Origin of the sequence: Streptacidiphilus jiangxiensis, assembly GCF_900109465.1 — a bacterium.
GTDB classification, from domain to species: Bacteria; Actinomycetota; Actinomycetes; order Streptomycetales; family Streptomycetaceae; genus Streptacidiphilus; species Streptacidiphilus jiangxiensis.
On the sequence record NZ_FOAZ01000010.1, the window covers coordinates 1 to 17,282 of the forward strand.

Annotated in this window: 15 protein-coding genes; 10 read left to right on the plus strand and 5 right to left on the minus strand. The window is 73.5% G+C overall.

What is annotated here, in order from left to right:
• Positions 1–453: oligopeptide/dipeptide ABC transporter ATP-binding protein (locus BMY61_RS19830; RefSeq protein ID WP_143094442.1), on the plus strand; the 453-nt coding region annotated here is incomplete at its 5' end.
• Between the two features lie 250 nt (positions 454–703).
• Positions 704–2,431, plus strand: a complete 1,728-nt coding sequence (locus BMY61_RS19835) for an ABC transporter substrate-binding protein (RefSeq protein WP_042450154.1) — start codon at positions 704–706, stop codon at positions 2,429–2,431.
• Between the two features lie 27 nt (positions 2,432–2,458).
• Here the strand turns inward: BMY61_RS19835 and BMY61_RS19840 are convergent, their stop codons facing one another.
• Positions 2,459–3,367 (minus strand): spermidine synthase, encoded by a 909-nt coding sequence (locus BMY61_RS19840; RefSeq protein ID WP_169791862.1) that lies wholly within the window; start codon positions 3,365–3,367, stop codon positions 2,459–2,461.
• 129 nt (positions 3,368–3,496) lie between these two features.
• Positions 3,497–3,874, minus strand: a complete 378-nt coding sequence (locus tag BMY61_RS19845) for a hypothetical protein (RefSeq protein ID WP_236656080.1) — start codon at positions 3,872–3,874, stop codon at positions 3,497–3,499.
• Between the two features lie 374 nt (positions 3,875–4,248).
• Between BMY61_RS19845 and BMY61_RS19850 the strand changes: the two genes are divergently transcribed.
• Positions 4,249–5,604, plus strand: a complete 1,356-nt coding sequence (locus BMY61_RS19850) for an NsdA family TPR-like regulatory protein (RefSeq protein WP_244904215.1) — start codon at positions 4,249–4,251, stop codon at positions 5,602–5,604.
• A gap of 85 nt (positions 5,605–5,689) precedes the next feature.
• Here BMY61_RS19850 and BMY61_RS19855 read toward each other — a convergent pair whose 3' ends face one another.
• A complete protein-coding gene (locus BMY61_RS19855) occupies positions 5,690–6,919 on the minus strand; it encodes an ROK family transcriptional regulator (protein WP_082015137.1) in 1,230 nt (409 codons plus the stop codon).
• 62 nt (positions 6,920–6,981) lie between these two features.
• Here BMY61_RS19855 and BMY61_RS19860 point away from each other — a divergent pair, with 62 nt between their 5' ends.
• Positions 6,982–8,082 (plus strand): Gfo/Idh/MocA family oxidoreductase, encoded by a 1,101-nt coding sequence (locus BMY61_RS19860; protein WP_042450158.1) that lies wholly within the window; start codon positions 6,982–6,984, stop codon positions 8,080–8,082.
• Entirely contained in the window at positions 8,079–8,537 is a 459-nt protein-coding gene (locus tag BMY61_RS19865) for a heme-degrading domain-containing protein (protein WP_042450159.1), read from the plus strand. Before BMY61_RS19860 ends, BMY61_RS19865 begins: the two co-directional genes overlap by 4 nt.
• 55 nt (positions 8,538–8,592) lie before the next feature.
• Here the strand turns inward: BMY61_RS19865 and BMY61_RS19870 are convergent, their stop codons facing one another.
• Together BMY61_RS19870 and BMY61_RS19875 are read right to left on the minus strand one after the other, a co-directional pair.
• On the minus strand, positions 8,593–9,231 hold the full coding sequence (locus BMY61_RS19870) for a histidine phosphatase family protein (protein WP_042450161.1): 639 nt from the start codon (positions 9,229–9,231) through the stop codon (positions 8,593–8,595).
• A 383-nt stretch (positions 9,232–9,614) separates the two neighbouring features.
• Entirely contained in the window at positions 9,615–10,343 is a 729-nt protein-coding gene (locus tag BMY61_RS19875; RefSeq protein ID WP_042450163.1) for a TetR/AcrR family transcriptional regulator, read from the minus strand.
• A gap of 180 nt (positions 10,344–10,523) precedes the next feature.
• Here BMY61_RS19875 and BMY61_RS19880 point away from each other — a divergent pair, with 180 nt between their 5' ends.
• From BMY61_RS19880 to BMY61_RS19900, 5 genes are all read left to right on the plus strand, one after another.
• Positions 10,524–11,366, plus strand: a complete 843-nt coding sequence (locus BMY61_RS19880; protein WP_052438852.1) for a phosphatase PAP2 family protein — start codon at positions 10,524–10,526, stop codon at positions 11,364–11,366.
• A 107-nt stretch (positions 11,367–11,473) separates the two neighbouring features.
• The gene (locus BMY61_RS19885) at positions 11,474–12,925 is read left to right on the plus strand and encodes a hypothetical protein (protein WP_042450165.1); all 1,452 of its coding nucleotides are present in this window, start codon (positions 11,474–11,476) and stop codon (positions 12,923–12,925) included.
• A gap of 134 nt (positions 12,926–13,059) precedes the next feature.
• Entirely contained in the window at positions 13,060–14,340 is a 1,281-nt protein-coding gene (locus BMY61_RS19890) for a hypothetical protein (protein ID WP_042450166.1), read from the plus strand.
• The gene (locus tag BMY61_RS19895; RefSeq protein WP_042450167.1) at positions 14,337–15,851 is read left to right on the plus strand and encodes a membrane protein; all 1,515 of its coding nucleotides are present in this window, start codon (positions 14,337–14,339) and stop codon (positions 15,849–15,851) included. Before BMY61_RS19890 ends, BMY61_RS19895 begins: the two co-directional genes overlap by 4 nt.
• Positions 15,848–17,233 carry an AAA family ATPase gene (locus BMY61_RS19900; protein WP_042450168.1) on the plus strand — a complete coding sequence of 462 codons (1,386 nt, stop codon included), beginning with the start codon at positions 15,848–15,850 and terminating at the stop codon, positions 17,231–17,233. Before BMY61_RS19895 ends, BMY61_RS19900 begins: the two co-directional genes overlap by 4 nt.
• Positions 17,234–17,282 lie beyond the last annotated feature (49 nt).

Genomic DNA, 17,282 nt, shown 5'->3' on the forward strand with positions numbered 1-17,282 from the left:
CTGCGCGAGCGTGAGCAGTTGGCCATTCTCTACGTCACCCACGACATCGCCTCGGCCCGCTACCTCGCGGACTCGATCGTGGTCATGTACGCCGGGCAGATCGTCGAGTCAGGTGACGCGGTGCAGATCACCGACGCGCCGGCCCACCCCTACACCCAACTCCTGCTCAGCGCCGCGCCCGACCCCGAGCGGGCCGAGCCTCCGGTGCTGCGCGGCCGGGGCGCGCCGCCCAGCCTGGTCTCCCCGCCCAGCGGCTGCCGCTTCCACCCACGCTGCCCCTTCGCCATGCCGGTCTGCTCCCAGCAGACGCCGCCCACACTGCCGGCCGCCGGCGCGGAGTCCGCACGTCATGTGGCGGCCTGCTGGCTGCTCGACCCGGAGCACGCTCCGGCGACGGAGGACACGGCGGCAGCAGGCGCCGGGACGGAGAAGAACGCGGCAGGCCCGGCATGAGTCGGCCCCGTGGAGCCGCCCGCCCGCCTCCAAAGGCGCGGCACGGCAGTAAGCGGGAGCAAGCGGACCACGCGGAGCCCCGGGCGAGCGCCAACTCGCCCGAGGCGACGTCCGCTCCCGACGACCGTCGTCCGTCCGGCACCCACCGGTCGGATCAAGGCACCAGCACCGCACCACCGTTCACGGACCTGGACATGGTCGCTCACCACTGGCCGGCACTGCGCCGGTCGGACTCTAGGAGCGTACGACAATGAGACGCAGCACCACCATCAAGAGCATGGCCGTTCTGGCGGCCCTCGGCCTGGGCCTGACGGCCTGCACGAGCTCCTCTCCCAAGGCCGGCGGCGCGAGCAGCGGCGGCGGGGGCGGCAACATCGCGGCCGAGACCCTCTACCTCGAGGACAACACCGGCTCCACCGCCTTCACCGAGGACTTCAACCCCTTCGACGGCAACTCCGTCAGCCGGACGCAGAACACCGACGCGCTGATCTACGAGCCGCTGCTGCAGTACAACACCCTCAACCCGACCCAGCCGGCCACCCCGTGGCTCGCCGACAAGATCGACTGGTCCGCCGACGGCAAGACCGCCACGATCCACCTGCACGCGGGCGTCAAGTGGTCCGACGGCTCCGCCTTCACCTCCGCCGACGTCGCCTTCACCTACCAGCTGGTGACGACGAACGCGGCGGCGAACACCCAGGGCGTGCCGAAGGCCGCCTCCGTCACCACCCCGGACGCCAACACCGTGGTGCTCACCTTCGACTCTCCGGAGATCGCCAGCGCCCAGGCCATCGGCAACCAGCTGATCGTGCCGAAGGCGAAGTGGGCGTCGATCTCCTCGCCGGCCACCGCCGTCATCAAGGCGTCCCAGGCGATAGGCACCGGCCCGTACCTGGTCGACGCCTTCGGCCCGCAGAAGGTCACCTACAAGACCAACCCGACCTACTGGGGCGGCAAGCCCAAGGTGCCCGAGGTGGCCGTCGCCAACTACGCCAGCAACGACGCGGCCGGCGTCGCCCTGGCGCAGGCGCAGCTCGACCTGGCGGGCAACGACATCAACAACCTGCTGACGAACTTCGTCGGCAAGGACCCGCAGCACAACCACCTGTTCCAGACCGACGCGCCGTACTTCCCGGCCGGCAACACCGTCGCGCTGCTGCTGAACAGCAAGAGCACGACCGCGCCCGCCCTCGCGGACGTGGCGGTGCGCAAGGCGATCAGCGCGGGCATCGACCGCGCCTCCATGGCCAGCCAGTGCGAGGGCAGTTACGAGCTGCCGGCCTCCTCGTCCGGGGGCCTGACGCTGCCGCTCGACCAGAGCTCGCTCAACCCGGCGACGACCGCGGACCTGAAGTCCGCCTCGGACCCGTCCACGGTGCAGAGCCTGCTCAGCGCGGACGGCTGGTCCAAGTCCGGCGGCAAGTGGACCAAGGGTGGCAAGACCATCTCGTTCACGATCATCGACCCGAACTCCTTCACGGACTACTGGTGCGACGCCAAGGCCATGCAGGACACCCTGAACGGCCTCGGCTTCGACGTGAAGATCAAGGGCGACATGGACTACAACGGCTGGAACACGGCCATCACCACCGGCAACTACGACGTGGCGCTGCACTGGGGCCAAGGCACCACGGCCTTCCAGCGGCTCCAGTTCATCCTGGACTCCACCCTGATGTCGCCCGTCGGCCAGCCCTCGGCCGGTGACTTCAGCCGGTACCAGAGCAGCGCCGCGGACACGGCCGTGAAGCAGTACCAGAACGCCACCACCCCGGCCGAGCAGCAGTCGGCACTCAACGCCCTGCAGCAGCAGCTCTCGACGGACGTGCCGGCGGTGCCGGTGCTGTACGGCGCCTCCTGGTACGAGTTCAGCACGGCGAACTTCACCGGGTGGCCGACGAAGGACAACGCCTACGTCAACCCCTCGCCGCAGGACCAGGCGTACGAGTACATGATCCTGCACCTCACGCCGGTCAAGTGAGGCGGCTCCAGGCGAGGTAGGGGCTCGTCAGGAGCGGAAGAGCTCCGACGGCGGCTCCGGTGAGGCCTCCGCGCCCGCGTCGTGGGCGGGCAGGGCGCCGGCCTGGAAATCCTCCAGGTCGGCGCCCTCCACGATGCGTCCGATCACCGGATCACCCGCCATCGCCCGGCCCAGCTCCGCCAGGGGCAATGGTGAGGCGGAGGCCAGCAGGATCAGATTGCCGAAGCGCTTGCCGCGCAGCACCGCGGGGTCCGCGACCACGGCCACCGCCGGGAAGACCGCGCGCAGGGTCGCCACCTGCCGCCGGGCGAAGACGAGCCGACCACCGTCGGCGATGTTGGCCGCAAAACGCCCGCCGGGCAGCAGGGCCCGCGCGGCCGCCTCGGCGAACTCGACCGTGGCGCAGTGCGCCGGCACCCGCGCACCACTGAACACGTCCGCGATCACCAGGTCCGCCCACCCCTCTGGGGTGCGGGTCAGCACCTCGCGCGCATCCCCGCCGCGCACGCGAATCTGCCAGGCCCGGTCCAACGGCAGCTCACGGCGGACGAACTCGGTCAACGCCGTGTCGATCTCGGCAACCTGCTGCCGCGACCGGGGACGGGTCGCGGCTACGTAACGCGGCAGGGTCAGCCCACCGCCGCCCAGATGCAGCACGCTCACCGGACGGCCGGGGGCTGCGGCGAGATCGGCGATCCGTCCCAGGCGGCGCTGGTACTCGAAGGTCAGTCGACGCGGATCGGCCAGGTCGACGTGCGACTGCGGCGCGCCGTCCAGCAGCACCGTCCAGGCCTGCGGGCGGTCCCGGTCGGGCACGAGCTCGGCGGTGCCGGAGGCCACCTGCTCGGAGACCGGCCCGCCGGATGCTCCCCCGCGCCGGGACCCGCCGTCCACCCGTGCAACCTCGCCGGCCTGGTCCTTCCGCTTTCTCGCCATCGATCCAGTATCGGTGATCCGCGCAGTCCGCCCCGCCGTCGCCCCCGCCCCGGCGGTGCCTCGGCCCGGCGGTGCCTCGCGCCGGAGCGGCCCCGGGCCCGTGCGGCCCGGGACATGTCGCGGCCGGGACTAGAGCCGGTCGCTGGCGGCAAGGGTGCGGACGGCCTCACCAAGGGCCGCGCGCAGCTCCGACGGGTCGGTGAGGGTGGGACCCGCGCCGCCTGCGGCCGGCGGCAACAGCCACTGCGGCGCGGGGCCGGGCACGGCCAGGGAACGGCAGGAGCTCCCCGGCAGCTGCCACTGCGCCGCCGTGCCGGAGGGGACCAGGAACGAGAGCGTGCACCCGGTGTCCTCCAGCAGCACTGCGCCGCAGCCGCCGCGCAGCCGCAGGATGTCCACCGTCTCCAGCCCCTGGCGCTCCGGGACCGTCACCACCTCGTAGGCCGGGCGGGCCGGGCGTCGCGCACCGCCCAGCGCACCGCCCGGGCCGGGCGCCTCCGTACGCACCGACCCCCCGCGGGCGGAACCCACGCGGGCCGGCCCGACGCAGGACGGGGCCCCGCGGAGCGCCCCGCCACGACCTGACTCACCGCGTCCTGACTCGCTGTCCGTCTTCATCTGCACGGCCGCCTCCTTGCGCCCGAGTGACTGCGCTGTACCTCCTACAACGCGCGGGGCGGGCCGGGGCCACGGCGAACGAAACCCGCTACCTGTGGCATTTCATGGCAGACCGATGCGATCAGGTCCGAGTAGTCCGATTTGTCAGAAAACCCAGCGTGTTCGAATCCTCGCGCAGAGTAGTGTCACTCCTGCAATTCCGTACCAGGGGGTGCCGCATGGCTCACGTCTCTCTCCCTTCGCCCACCTCTCCAAACCTGCGGATGCGCGAACGACGCGGAGACCTCTCCCCGCGCGAGTTCGCCGCGTCGGTCCGACGTGCGGCGCGCGAGATCGGGGAGCACGTCTCCTGCGACGCCCGTTACATCGGCCGGGTCGAGTCGGGGGAGATCCGGTGTCCCAACTACGCCTACGAGCGCGTCTTCCGCCATATGTTCCCCGGTGTCGGCCTGGCCGACCTCGGCTTCACGCCGCGAGGGGAGTCACGGCGCACAGCCGTGCTCCCCGCACCACGCGACGAGGAGAACGACGACGTGCAGCGACGCACGTTCCTGGCCGGCGGCCCCCTGGCCGTGGTCACCGCACTGAGCTGGGACGGCTCGGCCCGGGCGCAGACCCCCGAAGCCGCCCCGCACCCTTTGACCGTGCCGTCCGGGCCGTCCATGCCGCCCGGGCCGTCCGGGGCGGTCCCGACCCCGGCCCCGACCCCGGGCGCGCGCGTCGGCTGGCGCGAGGTCCACGAGGTCGAGTCGGCCGTCCGTCAGATCCGACTGCTGGACGACGTCCACGGCGCGGACACCCTGTTCGACCGTGCCGGCCACACCCTGCGCTCCGCCTACCAACTGCTCAACTGCGGCACCTACACGGCGCGGGTCGAGGAGCGCCTCCAGGCCTGGGCGGGCGAGCTCGCCATTTCCGTGGGCTGGCTCGCCCACGACTCCGGGCGGCTCGCGGAGGCCCGGTCCCTCTACGCCGAGGCGCTGGCCACAGCCCGCATGGCCGGTGACGCCGCGCTGGAGGCGCACGCCTTCTGCAACACGGCCTTCCTGGCGCGGGACGCGGGTCGGCCCCGCGAGGCGGTGCGCGCCGCGCAGGCCGCGCGGAGCGCCGCGGCCGGCCTGGGCTCGGCGCGGCTCCAGTCCCTGCTGGCGCTGCGCGAGGCCGGCGGGTGGGCACTGCTGCGGGACCGGGGCTCCTGCCTCAAGGCCCTCGGCGAGTCCCGCTCCGCGTTCGAGCAGGGCAGCTCGGAGGCGGATCCCGAGTGGATGTCCTTCTTCAACGAGGGCGAGTTGGCAGGCCTGACGGCCCAGTGCTGGGCAGCACTGGGCGAGTTCGAGTCCGCGGCCGACTGGGCCGAGCAGGCGATAGCGCTGCAGCCCGCCCACTTCGTCCGCAACCGCACGCTCTACACGGCGGAGTTGGCGCACGACCAGCTCGGCCACGGCGCGGTCGTCGACGCGGCGGTCACCGGCACGTCCGCGGTGTCCCTGCTCTCCCAGGTCCGCTCAACCCGCATCCGCGGCATGGTCTCCGCGACGGCGGAACGGATGCGGCTGCACCGCTCGGTGCCCGAGGTCGCCGAGTTCCTGGAGCGGTATCGCCTGGCGCTGGCCGTCTGAGCCGGGGCGCACGGCGATACCAGGGCTGCGCGGTCCGTGGGGTGGGGCTCCCTCGCGGACCGCGCACCGGCCGCCCGGCGGGGTGTCAACCGAAGAGACGGGTGAGCACGAGGCCGGCAGCGCCGAGAGCGACTGCATCGGGCCCGGACGGAGCCACCGAGAGGGTGACGGTCTGCCAGGCCGGGTCGGGGAGCCGGGCGGCGAGGGAGCCACGGATCTCGGTGAGATAGAGGTCCGGGGCGGCCAGGACCTCGCGGCCACCGAGGACGATCTCGTCCAGGTCGAGGAGACGGACGAGGTTGGCGATCGCCTCGCCGAGCACGCGCGCGGCAGCAGTCGGGGTGGGCGCCGCCGCCCACAGGGCCTCGACGCAGCCCGCGTTGCCGCAGCGGCAGCGCGGTCCGGTGGGGTCGAGCATCTGGTGGCCGAACTCGCCCGCGTTGGTGCGGGCTCCGCGCTGGACGGCGCCCCCGAGGACGAGGCCCGCTCCCAGGCCTCGGTCGAGGTGGACGAACGCACGGTTCGGCGAGCCGAGCGCGCTGAGCACGCCGGCGGTGCTGTCCTTCTCGATCAGCGTGGGCAGGCCGAGGCGCCGCTCGACCTCGTCGCGCAGCGGCAGGCCGGTCCACGACGGCGCGCCGGTGACGTCGTGCAGCACGCCTCCGCGCTGGTCGAGCGGACCGGGCGAGGCAATGCCCACGCCGAGGACGCGGTCGCGCGGGAGCGCGCCCAGGAGCAGGTCCACCTGCTCGCCCAGGAGGTCGAGGACGGGACGCGGGCCCCACCCGGCCAGGTCGATCGGCACGTGCCGGGCCGCCATGACCCGCCCCGCGAGGTCGGCGCGGAGGACGGTCAGCTCGTCACGGCCGAGCTGGACGCCCACGGCCCAGCGGGCGTCCGGGACGAGGCTGAGCAGTGTGCGTGGCTTGCCACCGGTCGAGGCGCCACGCCCGGTCTCGGCCAGCAGCCCGTCCTCGGTGAGGCGCTGCACGATCTTGCTGATGGCCTGTGCGGTCAGCCCGGACTCGCGGGCGAGCTCCACCCGGCTGATGCCCGTGCCGCCGACTGCCTCGGTCTGGCCGGCCGCATCGGTGGTCTGCCCCGCCCCGTCGGCGTGCTCGGCCGCGCCGCCGGTCGAGGCGGCCCGGACCAGGGACAGCACGGTGGCCGCGTTGTGGTCGCGCAGCGCCGTGAGATTCGCGCCGGGGAGGGTTACCCGGCCCGCCGCGGTGGAAGGTGGTGATCCGGTGGACGTGCCACCCGGGCCTGTGGTGACGGAGGTCGGGTCGCCTGAGGAGGTCGAGGATCCGGACATGGACACATGTCGATTATGCGGGTTGCTTGCCACTTAATCCACAGTGTTGTTTAACTGGTCCCATGGCGAACAGCACTCCGAACACCACCCCGGCGCCGCCGACCGGTGCCCCGAGCGGTCCCGCGCCGCTGCGCGTCGGGCTGATCGGCTACGGCCTCGCGGGCGCGGTCTTCCACGCGCCCCTCATCGCGACCACGCCCGGGCTTCGCCTCGACGCGGTCGTCACCGCGAACCCCGAACGGCGCGAGCAGGCCGGGGCCCGATACCCGCAGGCGCGACTGCTCTCCTCCGCCGAGGAGCTGTGGCCGCTGGGGCTGGACCTGGTGGTCGTCGCCACGCCCAACCGCACCCACATTCCCCTGGCCACCGCCGCGCTGCAGGCGGGCGTGCCCGTGGTGGTCGACAAGCCTCTGGCCGCCACGTCCACCGAGGGCGCGGCGCTGGCCGGGCTCGCGGAGGAACGCGGCCTGCTGCTGAGTGTCTTCCAGAACCGACGCTGGGACGGGGACTTCCTGACCGTCAGCGAGCTGGTCAGCTCGGGCCGGCTCGGTCGGGTGCACCGCTTCGAGTCCCGATTCGAGCGCTGGCGGCCCAACCTCAAGGGCGGCTGGCGCGAGTTGGGTGATCCGGCCGAGGCCGGTGGGCTCCTCTACGACCTGGGCAGCCACCTGGTCGACCAGGCGCTCACCCTCTTCGGCCCGGCCGCGAGCGTCTACGCCGAGCTGGACGTGCGCCGCGCGGGCGCCGCCGCCGACGACGACTCCTTCGTGGCCCTCACCCACGTCGACGGCACCCGCTCCCACCTGTGGATGAGCGCGGCGGCAGGCGAACTCGGGCCGCGCTTCCGGGTGCTGGGCAGCGAGGCCGCCTACACCAGCTGGGGCCTGGACGGCCAGGAGGACGCCCTGCGGGCCGGGCGGACGCCCACCGACGAGGGCTGGGGCACAACGCCCGCCGCGCTGTTCGGGCAGTTGGGCACCGTGGACGACTCCGTCGCCCACCCCACGCTGCCGGGCGCGTACGAGGCCTACTACGCCGGGATCGCGGCCGCCCTGCACGGGCTGGCGCCGGTCCCGGTCGAGCCACGCGACGCCGTCGCCGCGCTCAGGGTGCTGGAAGCCGCGCGGCACTCCGCCGCCGAGGGACGGATGGTGAAGCTGTGACCACGACCGCCGAACTCATCGACCAGGAGCGCCGACTGCAGTTCGCGCGGTTCACCAACGACGACGCCTGGCGCCTCGGCTCGCTGCTCGTCGACCTGGCGCGCGAGCGGCAGCTGCCGGTCACCATCGACATTCGCCGCGGCGACCAGCAGCTCTTCCACTTCGCCTCGTCCGGCACCTGCGCGGACAACGACGCCTGGATCGAACGGAAGATCCGTGTCGTGCGGCGCTACGGCGCCAGCTCCTACCTGGTGGGCCAGCGCTTCCGGGAGCAGGGCAGCAGCTTCGAGGAGAAGTCGCGCCTCGACCTCGACCAGTACGCCGCGCACGGCGGCGCGTTCCCGGTCGTCGTCGCGGACGTGGGCCTGGTCGGCACGGTCGCCGTCTCCGGACTGCCGCAGATCGAGGACCACAAGCTGGTGGTCGAGGCCCTGGAGCAGTTCTTGGAAGGATGATCAGCTTGGAAGGATGAACAGCTTGGAGGGGTGAGCAGCGTCAGGTGAGGCGCGCTCAGGCAAGGTGCGCGGCGTCGTTCCAGCGTTCGACGGCGCGCGCCCCGTACTCCCACGTCAGCACCGAGAGTGTGGCCGGACCGAGCTTGAACTGCTGACCTCCCTCGGGCGGCAGCCCGAGCCAGCGGGCCGTCATGATCCGCAGCAGGTGGCCGTGGGCGAAGACGACGACGTCGCGGTCGGCCGCGTGCATGACCGTCGTCTCCGGGTGCGGCAGGCCGGCCCGGGCGTCCAGGTCGGCGAGGAACGCGTCGACACGGGCGCCGACCTCGGCGAGCTTCTCGCCACCGGGGACACCGTCGCGCCAGATCAGCCACCGCGGCTGCTGCTCCGCGCGGATCTCCGGGCCGGTCAGGCCCTCGTACGCGCCGTAGTCCCACTCCAGTAGCCGGTCGTCGGTGCGCAGCCGCGCACCGAAGCCGGCCAGCTCGGCGGTCTCCCGCGCCCGGGAGAGCGGGCTGCTGAGGATCTCCGCCTCCGCGAGCCCGTCCCAGGGGGCCGCGGCCAGCCGTTCGCCGAGCTTCCGCGCCATCTCCCGACCCTCGTCGGTCAGCGGGACGTCGGTGCGTCCGGTGTGGCGGCCGGTGGCGGACCACCCGGTCTCACCGTGCCGAACCAGCAGGATCCGCGCGGGCATGCGTGCCTCCTCGGGCAGCGTCGGGACTCCGTCGGCCCGCGCCGCGCTGCGCGTGCCGGGTGAACCCGGTATCCGAAATCGATCCCTTCCATGATCCCGGACTTCCCGCTACCCCGCTCGACCGTCCACGTGCCGAGCGGACGGCGCCCGACGGCGCGCGCCGGGGACTCCACGCGAGGCACCCCGCGCCGTGCGCTGCACGTCGCGCACCACTGTCCACTGTCGGATGCGTCCGCGCGAGAGCCGGCCCACTCGGGAGCCGGCCCATCCGGGAGTCAGTGCGGGTCAGGAGCCGGCCCACTCGGGAGCCGGCCCATCCGGGAGTCAGTGCGGGTCAGGAGCCGGCCCACTCGGGAGCCGGCCCGCCCGGGAGTCGGTGCGGGTCAGGAGCCGGTAGCGGCGGAGGCGGGCTGCTGGGCCAGGGCCCGGATGCCGCAGAGGATCAGGTCGAGGCCGTACTCGTACTGGTCGCCGCCGTTCTCGGTGGCCAGAAGGAGCTCCGGGGCGAGGTCGGACAGGTGGGGGAAGCGCTCGGGCGGGAGGGCCGCGATGCGGGCGCGGAATGCCTCGAGGGCCTCCGGGCGGGCGCAGACGCGCACCTCGCGCAGGGCCGAGCCGATGGTGAAGCGCGAGAGCGTGCCGTAGGCGCGCGCCGCGTCCTCGCGCCCGAGGCCGCCCTCGCGCAGCAGCGCGAGCATGCGGTCCATCGCGGCGGTCGCGGTGTCGATGAAGTCGTCGTTGCCGGTGGACTCGGCGAGCAGACGGAGCACGGCCGGGCGGCCGGTGAACAGCTCGTGCACGGCGATGCAGGCGGCCCGCAGGCGCTGGTCCCAGCTGCCTTCGGCACTGGGCGGGGTGTAGGCGGCGAGGACACGGTCGCGGGCGGCACGGAACAGCTCGTCCTTGCCGCGGAAGTAGGTGTACAGAGCCATCGTGCCGACGCCGAGATCCTCGGCCAGGGCGCGCATCGAGAAGGCGTCCAGGCCCTTCTCGTCCAGGAGGCGGAGCGCGTGATCGAGGATCAGGTCGGAGCTGAGCGATCCCCGGGGCGCGCGTGACCGACGCACCGGCCTCGGCGGCGCGGCGGTGGCGGTCGACTGCTCGGAGGGCATGTCTGGAGGGTACACACGCCCGGTAAAAGGCAGCTTGGGCACTCCCTGGTCACTTCCTCACGGCTGGCAGGGGTGGTTGCGCCCACCACTAACGTACAGCGTACGGTAGTGCGTAACCTGCTCGCCCAGTCCTCGGACCGTTCTGTCCCCGGACCGTCCTGACCTGCGCGGAGCCCAGCCATGTCCTCGACCGCCACGACCGCCGACGCCGTGCCCGCGGATCCACCGCAGCCCCGCACACGACCCGGCACACGGTGGGGGCGGGCGGCCTGGGGGCGGAACGGATGGCTGCGCGAGCTCGTACTGGTCGCCGCGGTGTACTTCGCCTACGACGGCAGTCGACTGCTGGTCCGCGGCGGGGTCGAACGCGCCCGGAGGGACGCCCTGCGGCTGCTCGACGTCGAGCAGTGGCTGCACCTCGACCCCGAGCGGTGGCTCAACGCGGACTTCACCGCCCACCGCTGGCTCGGGATACCGGCCGACTTCGCCTACGCGTCGCTGCACTACGCGGTCACGCCCGCGGTGCTGGTCTGGCTCTGGCGGCACCACCACGACGTCTACCGACGGGCCCGGACCTGGCTCGCGCTCTCGACCGTGCTGGCGCTGGTCGGGTTCGTGCTCTTCCCGGCCGCGCCGCCGCGGCTGCTGCCCGACGACTTCGGCTTCACCGACACGATGGCGCAGCACGCCTCGGTCGGCTGGTGGGGCGACAGCGCGAGCGTGCCCAACGGGCTGGCCTCGATGACGAACGAGTTCGCCGCGATGCCGAGCCTGCACGTGGGCTGGGCGCTGTGGTGCGGGCTGATGCTGCTGACGTACGCGCGGGACACGACGGTGCGGACGCTGGGGGTGCTCTACCCGGTGATCATCGCGCTGGTGGTGATGGGCACCGCGAACCACTACCTCTTCGACGTCCTGGCCGGCGCCGGCGTGGTCCTGGTCGGCCGCGCCCTGACCGGCCCGGCCCTGCGCCTGCGGGACCGCGTCCGCCCCGCGCCCCGCCCGGCCCGGGAACCTTCCTGACCACCGGAGGTGGGACCGGTCGAGGCCGGTCTCGGTGCACTCACGGGGTGAGCAACCAGTCCGAGACACAGATCAATTGCTGAGCGACTCGCTGCCATCATGATCGCGTGCCTGTCACTGACGACGTCTCTCCGCTGCCGCATATATCGACGCCGGTCACCAAGACCCTCGGGGCTCTCGGCCTGCTGTTCGCCACCATCTCCCCCTGGCTTCTGCTGCTCCAGCCGTCCGCGCTGCGTCCCCGGTGGGACGTGCTGGCCACCGGTGTGGCCGCGCTCGCTCTCGGCTTCGCCTGGCTGGCGGCGAGCCGGCGCGGTCCGGTCATCGGTGCGCTCAGTACCCCGCGCGACGCAGCGGCCGAGCCGCCGGGCGTCCCGGCCCGAATTCCTCGCGCGCGAGGTCACCGAATCCTGGTCATGGCACTGCTGATGGCCCTCACCTTCGGATTCGCACTGGTGCAGGCCGAGCTTCTGGGCCGTGGGCCGAGCTACGAGCAGGTCAGCCGACTCCAGCGCGCGGGAGCCGTCGTGATGGTGGGTCGGGTGACGCAGCCCCCGGACCTGACCCAGCACACCGACTGGTCCAGCAAGCACGCGGTCGTCACCTACACGGGGGATCTCGACCTGCGGGTGGACGAGGGACACGGCGGCACGACCGTGATCCCGATCCACGACGCCACTCTCGACGTCGACCCCGCCGTGGGCGACGCCGTCGACGTCCTGACCGTACCCGGGCACCCGGAACTGGGCGGATACGTCTCCTCGGACGGCTCGCTGCAGCAGTACGTACCCTGGCAGACCGTCGTCACCTGGCCCGGCGGCCTCCTGCTCTTCCTCCTGCTGCTCATCGGGGTTCTCGGGACCTTCTGCGTCGTCCTGGCCTTCGACCGCACCCTGGGGCGGGTGGTCCGTGAGGACGCGGTGAGCGGACCGGTGCCCGCCTTGCGGGTGCGCCCCAAGGCCGCCACCCGCAAGGAGAAGGCCGTTCCCGGCGATCGCGCCGGAACGGAGAAGGTAGAGGTCACCACCCGGATCGAGTGGGTCCGCACGGACAACGGCCGCGCGATCGTCATGGAGATCGCCGACGATGTGAACGAGGTGGCCACGCTGATCCGCCTTGCCGAGCAGCCGGGATGGCTGATCGGCGCACGGCGCTGGAAGCTGATCAAGTACCGTTTCCCGGTCGTCTTCGTCAGCGATGACGGCTACTGCGTCTGGGGCAGCCTCGACCGCTATTCCGAAGCCCCGGAGGGCTTCGGTGCGAGCCGGGGCGGCAGCGGTGCGCTCCCGGCCGTCGCGACCACATCCCGCACGGACATCCGGATGCTGCCCAGGCCCACCTGGGCCCGCCCCGACGTCCACCTCGTTCCCCTGCTACTGGCCACCGCGACCTTCGGCCTGACCGTGCCCATGCTGCTGGACCAGCAGAGCACCGGCGTCTCCCTGCTGCTCGCCCTTGCCTCCGCCGCGGTGGGCGTCACGGCCGCGGTCCAGTGGGTCCGCCGCACGACACGGGCTCGCGCCTCCCTGCCCTGGCGGGTGACCCGGATCCCGCTGTGACCGCTGCCCCGATCAGTCCGGGCGTCTGTCATGGGACCCAGCTGCCGACCCGGCCTTCCGGTCAGGTCTGGATGCCCGCGGCGGCAGGGGTTCCGGGACGGATGTCAGTGCCGGGTGCAACACTGGCGGGCACCATGAACCACAGCACGCACCCACGGGTCGATCAGCCCCTCACCCCCCTCGAAGCGCGCCTGACCGCGCTGCGCGGGGGTGCCGCAGCGCGCAGCATGGACGCACGGGCGTTGGCGGCTCTCGCCGCCAATCCCGGGTGCGACCGGCGGGCCGTGCTCGACGCCGCCGGCGTCGACAAGGCGGCGCTGGCCGCGCGGCTGGGCAGTCCTGCCGCGTTCGGTCAGTCGCCGTTCGCGATCACCCGCGGCCTCGTCTTCGAGCGACGGCTCCGGGCGGAGCGCTGCACGGAGCTGGCCGCGCTGCTCCGGCGCGAGCTGCTGCCGGAGGAGGCGGCGCAGCTGCCCGTCGCCGTGCCGGACCTGCTCGCCGCCGAGGGCCCGGCCGTGCGGGCGGCCCGCACGCGCACGGCGCTGGTCGAGGCGGTGTCGGATGCTGCGGCGGGGCGGGCCTGGACGCTGCTCGACCGCCCGCTGCTCCGCCTGGAGGTCGCCGGTTCCGCCGTCTCCCTGGAGCCGGACGCGATCGTGATCGGCCCGGACGAGCGGTGGACGGTCGTGGAGATCAAGTCCTTCCCGATCCTCGACGGCGGCGCCGATCCGGCCAAGGTCGGTGCCGCCGCCCGCCAGGCGGCCGTCTACGTCCTCGCCCTCCGGGCGACGGCCATGGCCCTCGACCCGGCCGCCACGACGACGGCAGGGAACGCCGCCGGAGCGGGGGCCACCCCGCACGCAGCCACCGCCTCCTCCGCGTCCGGCGCCGACGAGGCGGGCCGGTCGGAGCAGGGGCCTTCGGCCCCGGCGTCGGACGTGGTGAGCGCCAGGCCGGCCGGGCTGCCGGTGTCGCCGTACGCCGAGCCCGCCGGCCTCGCGGCCGCCGTGCGGACGACGGGTCTGCTGGTCTGTCCGCGGGACTTCTCCAACGCGGCCGTGGCCGCGCCGCTGGATCTGCGCAAGCAGCTCGCGGTGACCAGGCGGCAGTTGGCGCGGATGACGCGGATCGAGACGCTGCTGGCCGTGCTGCCCGAGGGCGCGCGGTTGGACGAGGCGCCCGGCGCCGTCGACAGCCTCGCGCACGCCTACGCACCGGACTGCCTCGCCGCGTGCGAGCTCGCGTTCCACTGCCGGTCGCAGGCCCGCGCAGCCGGAGCCGTGGAGGTGCTCGGGCGCGGGGTGCGCGGGGAGTTGGGCAGCCTCACGACGGTCGAGGCGGCCCTCGCCGCGACGGCGGCGGGTGGCGCGCTCGCCCGCGCCGCCCGGTTGCGGGAGGAGGCGCTCGCCCGATGAGCCTGCTCAGCACCCTGGCCCGGCTCCAGGCGGTCCGCTCCGGCGTCGCACAGCCGCTCGCGACGGTGCGGCACCGGCATCTGTCGGAGCGTCCGTTCGTCCTGGTCCCGCTCGCCGCGGCGGGCGAGACCGGCGCACCGCTGGCGGTCCTGCTCGGGCAGGACCGCCAGCACCCGCGGCTGCTGACGGTGCCCCAGCCGCTCGACCGCGACCTTCGGTTCGCCTTCCTGGCCCGGGTCGGCGACGAGCTACTGCCCTATCTGGAGAGCTTCGGCGGCGATGTCGAACTGCTCGAACGATCCGTCAAGGACCCGGAGTCCGGCGAGAAGACCGTCGAGGTGCGCGAGCTGTGCGCGGACGCGCCGCAGCTGGTTGTGCCGAATCCCGGCGGAGTGGAGCTGCTCGGGCTGTTCGGGCGTTCCACGAGGTTCCGTCGCACCGCCGAGGATCCCGATCCCGGGCCGTATCCGGCGCCCGCGCGGGTGCCGCTGCTCGGGCGCTGGCTGACGCACGTGTCCGACCGCGCGAACGTGCCCGGTTCGTCGATGCTGCTGCCGCTCACGACGACCCTCGCCCGTCACTGGGCCACCGGTCAGAGCTCGTTGGAGGACGCACACCTCGGTGCGCTGCTGGCCTGGATCTCCCCGCCGGAGGGCGGGCGGGGCGAGGAGGCCGCGCTGCGGGCGGAGAACGGCCGGGACGAGCGCGGGCAACTGCTCGTGCCGCCCGCCGGGCCGGCCACCGACCCGGACTTCGACAGCCTGCTGCTCGCCCCCGCCATCACCCGCTACGACGCGGCGCGCGCCGCCCAGGACGAACGGCTGACGCAGGCGCGGGCCGAGGAGATCGACGCGCTGCTGGGAGCGGTCCTGCTGCCGGTCTGGCACCAGGTCTGGCAGGGCCTCGACCTGCTGCGCACCCTCCCGCCGGGCGCCCACGTCGCGGATCGCTGGGAGAGCGACCGCTGGTCGTACACCGGCCACCGCGACCGGGTGGCCGCGGGCGAGCCGCCGCAGCCGCTGCACGACGACGCGGTGACGGCCGCCCGGAGACTGGCGCAGCGCGAGCGCGAGCAGGTCCGGGTAGATCTGGAGGAGGCGTTGGACGATCCGCTGGCCATGGCCGAGCACCGGCTCGCCGGCCAGGCCTTCGCGGGCGAGGTCGTCGAGGTGCAGCCCGCCTACGACACGAGCGGGCGCAGCCCGAAGCCGCGCCCGCTGGTCACGGTCCGCACCGAGGACCGCCCGCATCTCGATCCGGGCGGCGAGGCCCACCGCGCGGGCGGCCCGGCGTCGCAGAAGGCCCAACTGGTGGAGCTCGACGCGGAGGCAGGGCTGCTGACGCTGCGCCTGCTGAACGGCATGGGACGTAAGAAGGAGCCGGAGCCCGGCACGGTGCCGGAGCCCGGGGAGCAGGTCTGCTTCACCCTGTTCGAGCTGGCACCCCGCCAGTCCGCGCCGCTGCCCGATCCCGAGGACACGCCCTGGACCCACGGAGGGCCGCCGAAGTGACCACGCCCTCTCCCTCCTCCCCCGCCACCTCGACACCCACGAGCACGCCGACGCCGACCCCGGGTGAGCAGGCCGACGCGGCCGTCGCGGCGATCCTCGCCGCCGCGCTGCACGGCGGCGAGCGCGGCACGGTGGTCGACTCCCCGCCGGGAGCCGGCAAGTCGACGCTGGTGGTGCGGGCGGCCCGCGAGCTCGTCGCCACGGGCGAGCGGCTGATGATCGTCGCGCAGACCAACAGCCAGGTCGACGACCTGGTGGACCGGCTGGCCGAGGCCGACCCGGCACTGGCCGTGGGGCGTCTGCACGGCAGTGACGCGCTGCCCTCCGAGATCGCGATGCGCCATCCCGGCGTGGTCGCCTCCACCAAGGTGGGCGACCTGCGCGAGCTCCCGGTCGTGGTCTCCACGGCGGCCAAGTGGCAGTGGGTCAAGGAGACCGATCCGTGGCGGCACGCCATCGTCGACGAGGCCTACCAGATGCGCTCCGACGCCCTGTTGGCCGTCGCCCGGCTGTTCGAGCGCGCCCTCTTCGTCGGCGACCCGGGCCAGCTCGACCCGTTCAGCATCGTCGGCACCGACGACTGGGCGGGCCAGCACCACGATCCGTCGCAGAGCGCGGTCGTGACGCTGCTGGCCCACAACCCGGGCATCGTTCCGCACCGGCTGCCGGTCTCCTGGCGACTGCCGGCGTCGGCGGCGCCGCTGGTCTCGGACGCGTTCTACCCGTTCACGCCGTTCCGTGCGGGCACGGAGCCGGGTGACCGCCGGCTGGAGCTCGGCCCACCCACGACGGCCTCCGGCACCACGCTGGAGCAGGCGGCGGACGAGGTGCTCGACGTCGCAGCGGAGTCGGGGTGGGGCCTGCTGGAGCTGCCGGCGCGGCTCACGGTCCGCACCGATCCGGAGGCGGTGGCCGCGGTCGCCGCGGTGGTAGCCCGTCTGCTCGCCCGCGGCGGCACAGCGCACTCCGAGCGGGGCTCCGCCCCCGTCGACGCGGACCGGATCGCGGTCGGCACCGCGCACCGCGACCAGGCGGCAGCCGTCCGGGGCGCGCTGGCGGCGCTGGGCGTCACGGGTGTCACCGTCGACACCGCGAACCGCCTCCAGGGGCGGGAGTACGACGTCACCGTGGTGCTGCACCCGCTGTCCGGCCGGCCGGACGCGACGGCGTTCCATCTGGAGACGGGCCGCCTGTGCGTACTGGCGTCGCGGCACCGGCACGCGTGCATCGTGGTCACCCGCGCCGGCATCCCCGAGCTGCTGGACGCGCATCCGTCGACGGAGCCGGTCCAGCTCGGCGTCGTCTCGAAGTTCCCGGACGGCTGGGAGGCGAACCACGCGGTCCTGGAGCACCTGCGCCGCTTCCGGGTACCGGTGCGCTGAGCCCGGAGGCCCTCGGGAACAGGTGCGGTCCGACGCCTTGTTCCTCACA

What these genes read in the sequence shown, in the direction of transcription:
- BMY61_RS19875 (WP_042450163.1), bottom strand. Translation starts at nt 10,343, where the DNA reads ATGCCCTCCGAGCAGTCGACCGCCACCGCCGCGCCGCCGAGGCCGGTG.
- BMY61_RS19855 (WP_082015137.1), bottom strand. Translation starts at nt 6,919, where the DNA reads ATGTCCGGATCCTCGACCTCCTCAGGCGACCCGACCTCCGTCACCACA.
- BMY61_RS19880 (WP_052438852.1), top strand. Translation starts at nt 10,524, where the DNA reads ATGTCCTCGACCGCCACGACCGCCGACGCCGTGCCCGCGGATCCACCG.
- BMY61_RS19870 (WP_042450161.1), bottom strand. Translation starts at nt 9,231, where the DNA reads ATGCCCGCGCGGATCCTGCTGGTTCGGCACGGTGAGACCGGGTGGTCC.
- BMY61_RS19850 (WP_244904215.1), top strand. Translation starts at nt 4,249, where the DNA reads ATGCGCGAACGACGCGGAGACCTCTCCCCGCGCGAGTTCGCCGCGTCG.
- BMY61_RS19895 (WP_042450167.1), top strand. Translation starts at nt 14,337, where the DNA reads ATGAGCCTGCTCAGCACCCTGGCCCGGCTCCAGGCGGTCCGCTCCGGC.
- BMY61_RS19840 (WP_169791862.1), bottom strand. Translation starts at nt 3,367, where the DNA reads ATGGCGAGAAAGCGGAAGGACCAGGCCGGCGAGGTTGCACGGGTGGAC.
- BMY61_RS19890 (WP_042450166.1), top strand. Translation starts at nt 13,060, where the DNA reads ATGAACCACAGCACGCACCCACGGGTCGATCAGCCCCTCACCCCCCTC.
- BMY61_RS19835 (WP_042450154.1), top strand. Translation starts at nt 704, where the DNA reads ATGAGACGCAGCACCACCATCAAGAGCATGGCCGTTCTGGCGGCCCTC.
- BMY61_RS19860 (WP_042450158.1), top strand. Translation starts at nt 6,982, where the DNA reads ATGGCGAACAGCACTCCGAACACCACCCCGGCGCCGCCGACCGGTGCC.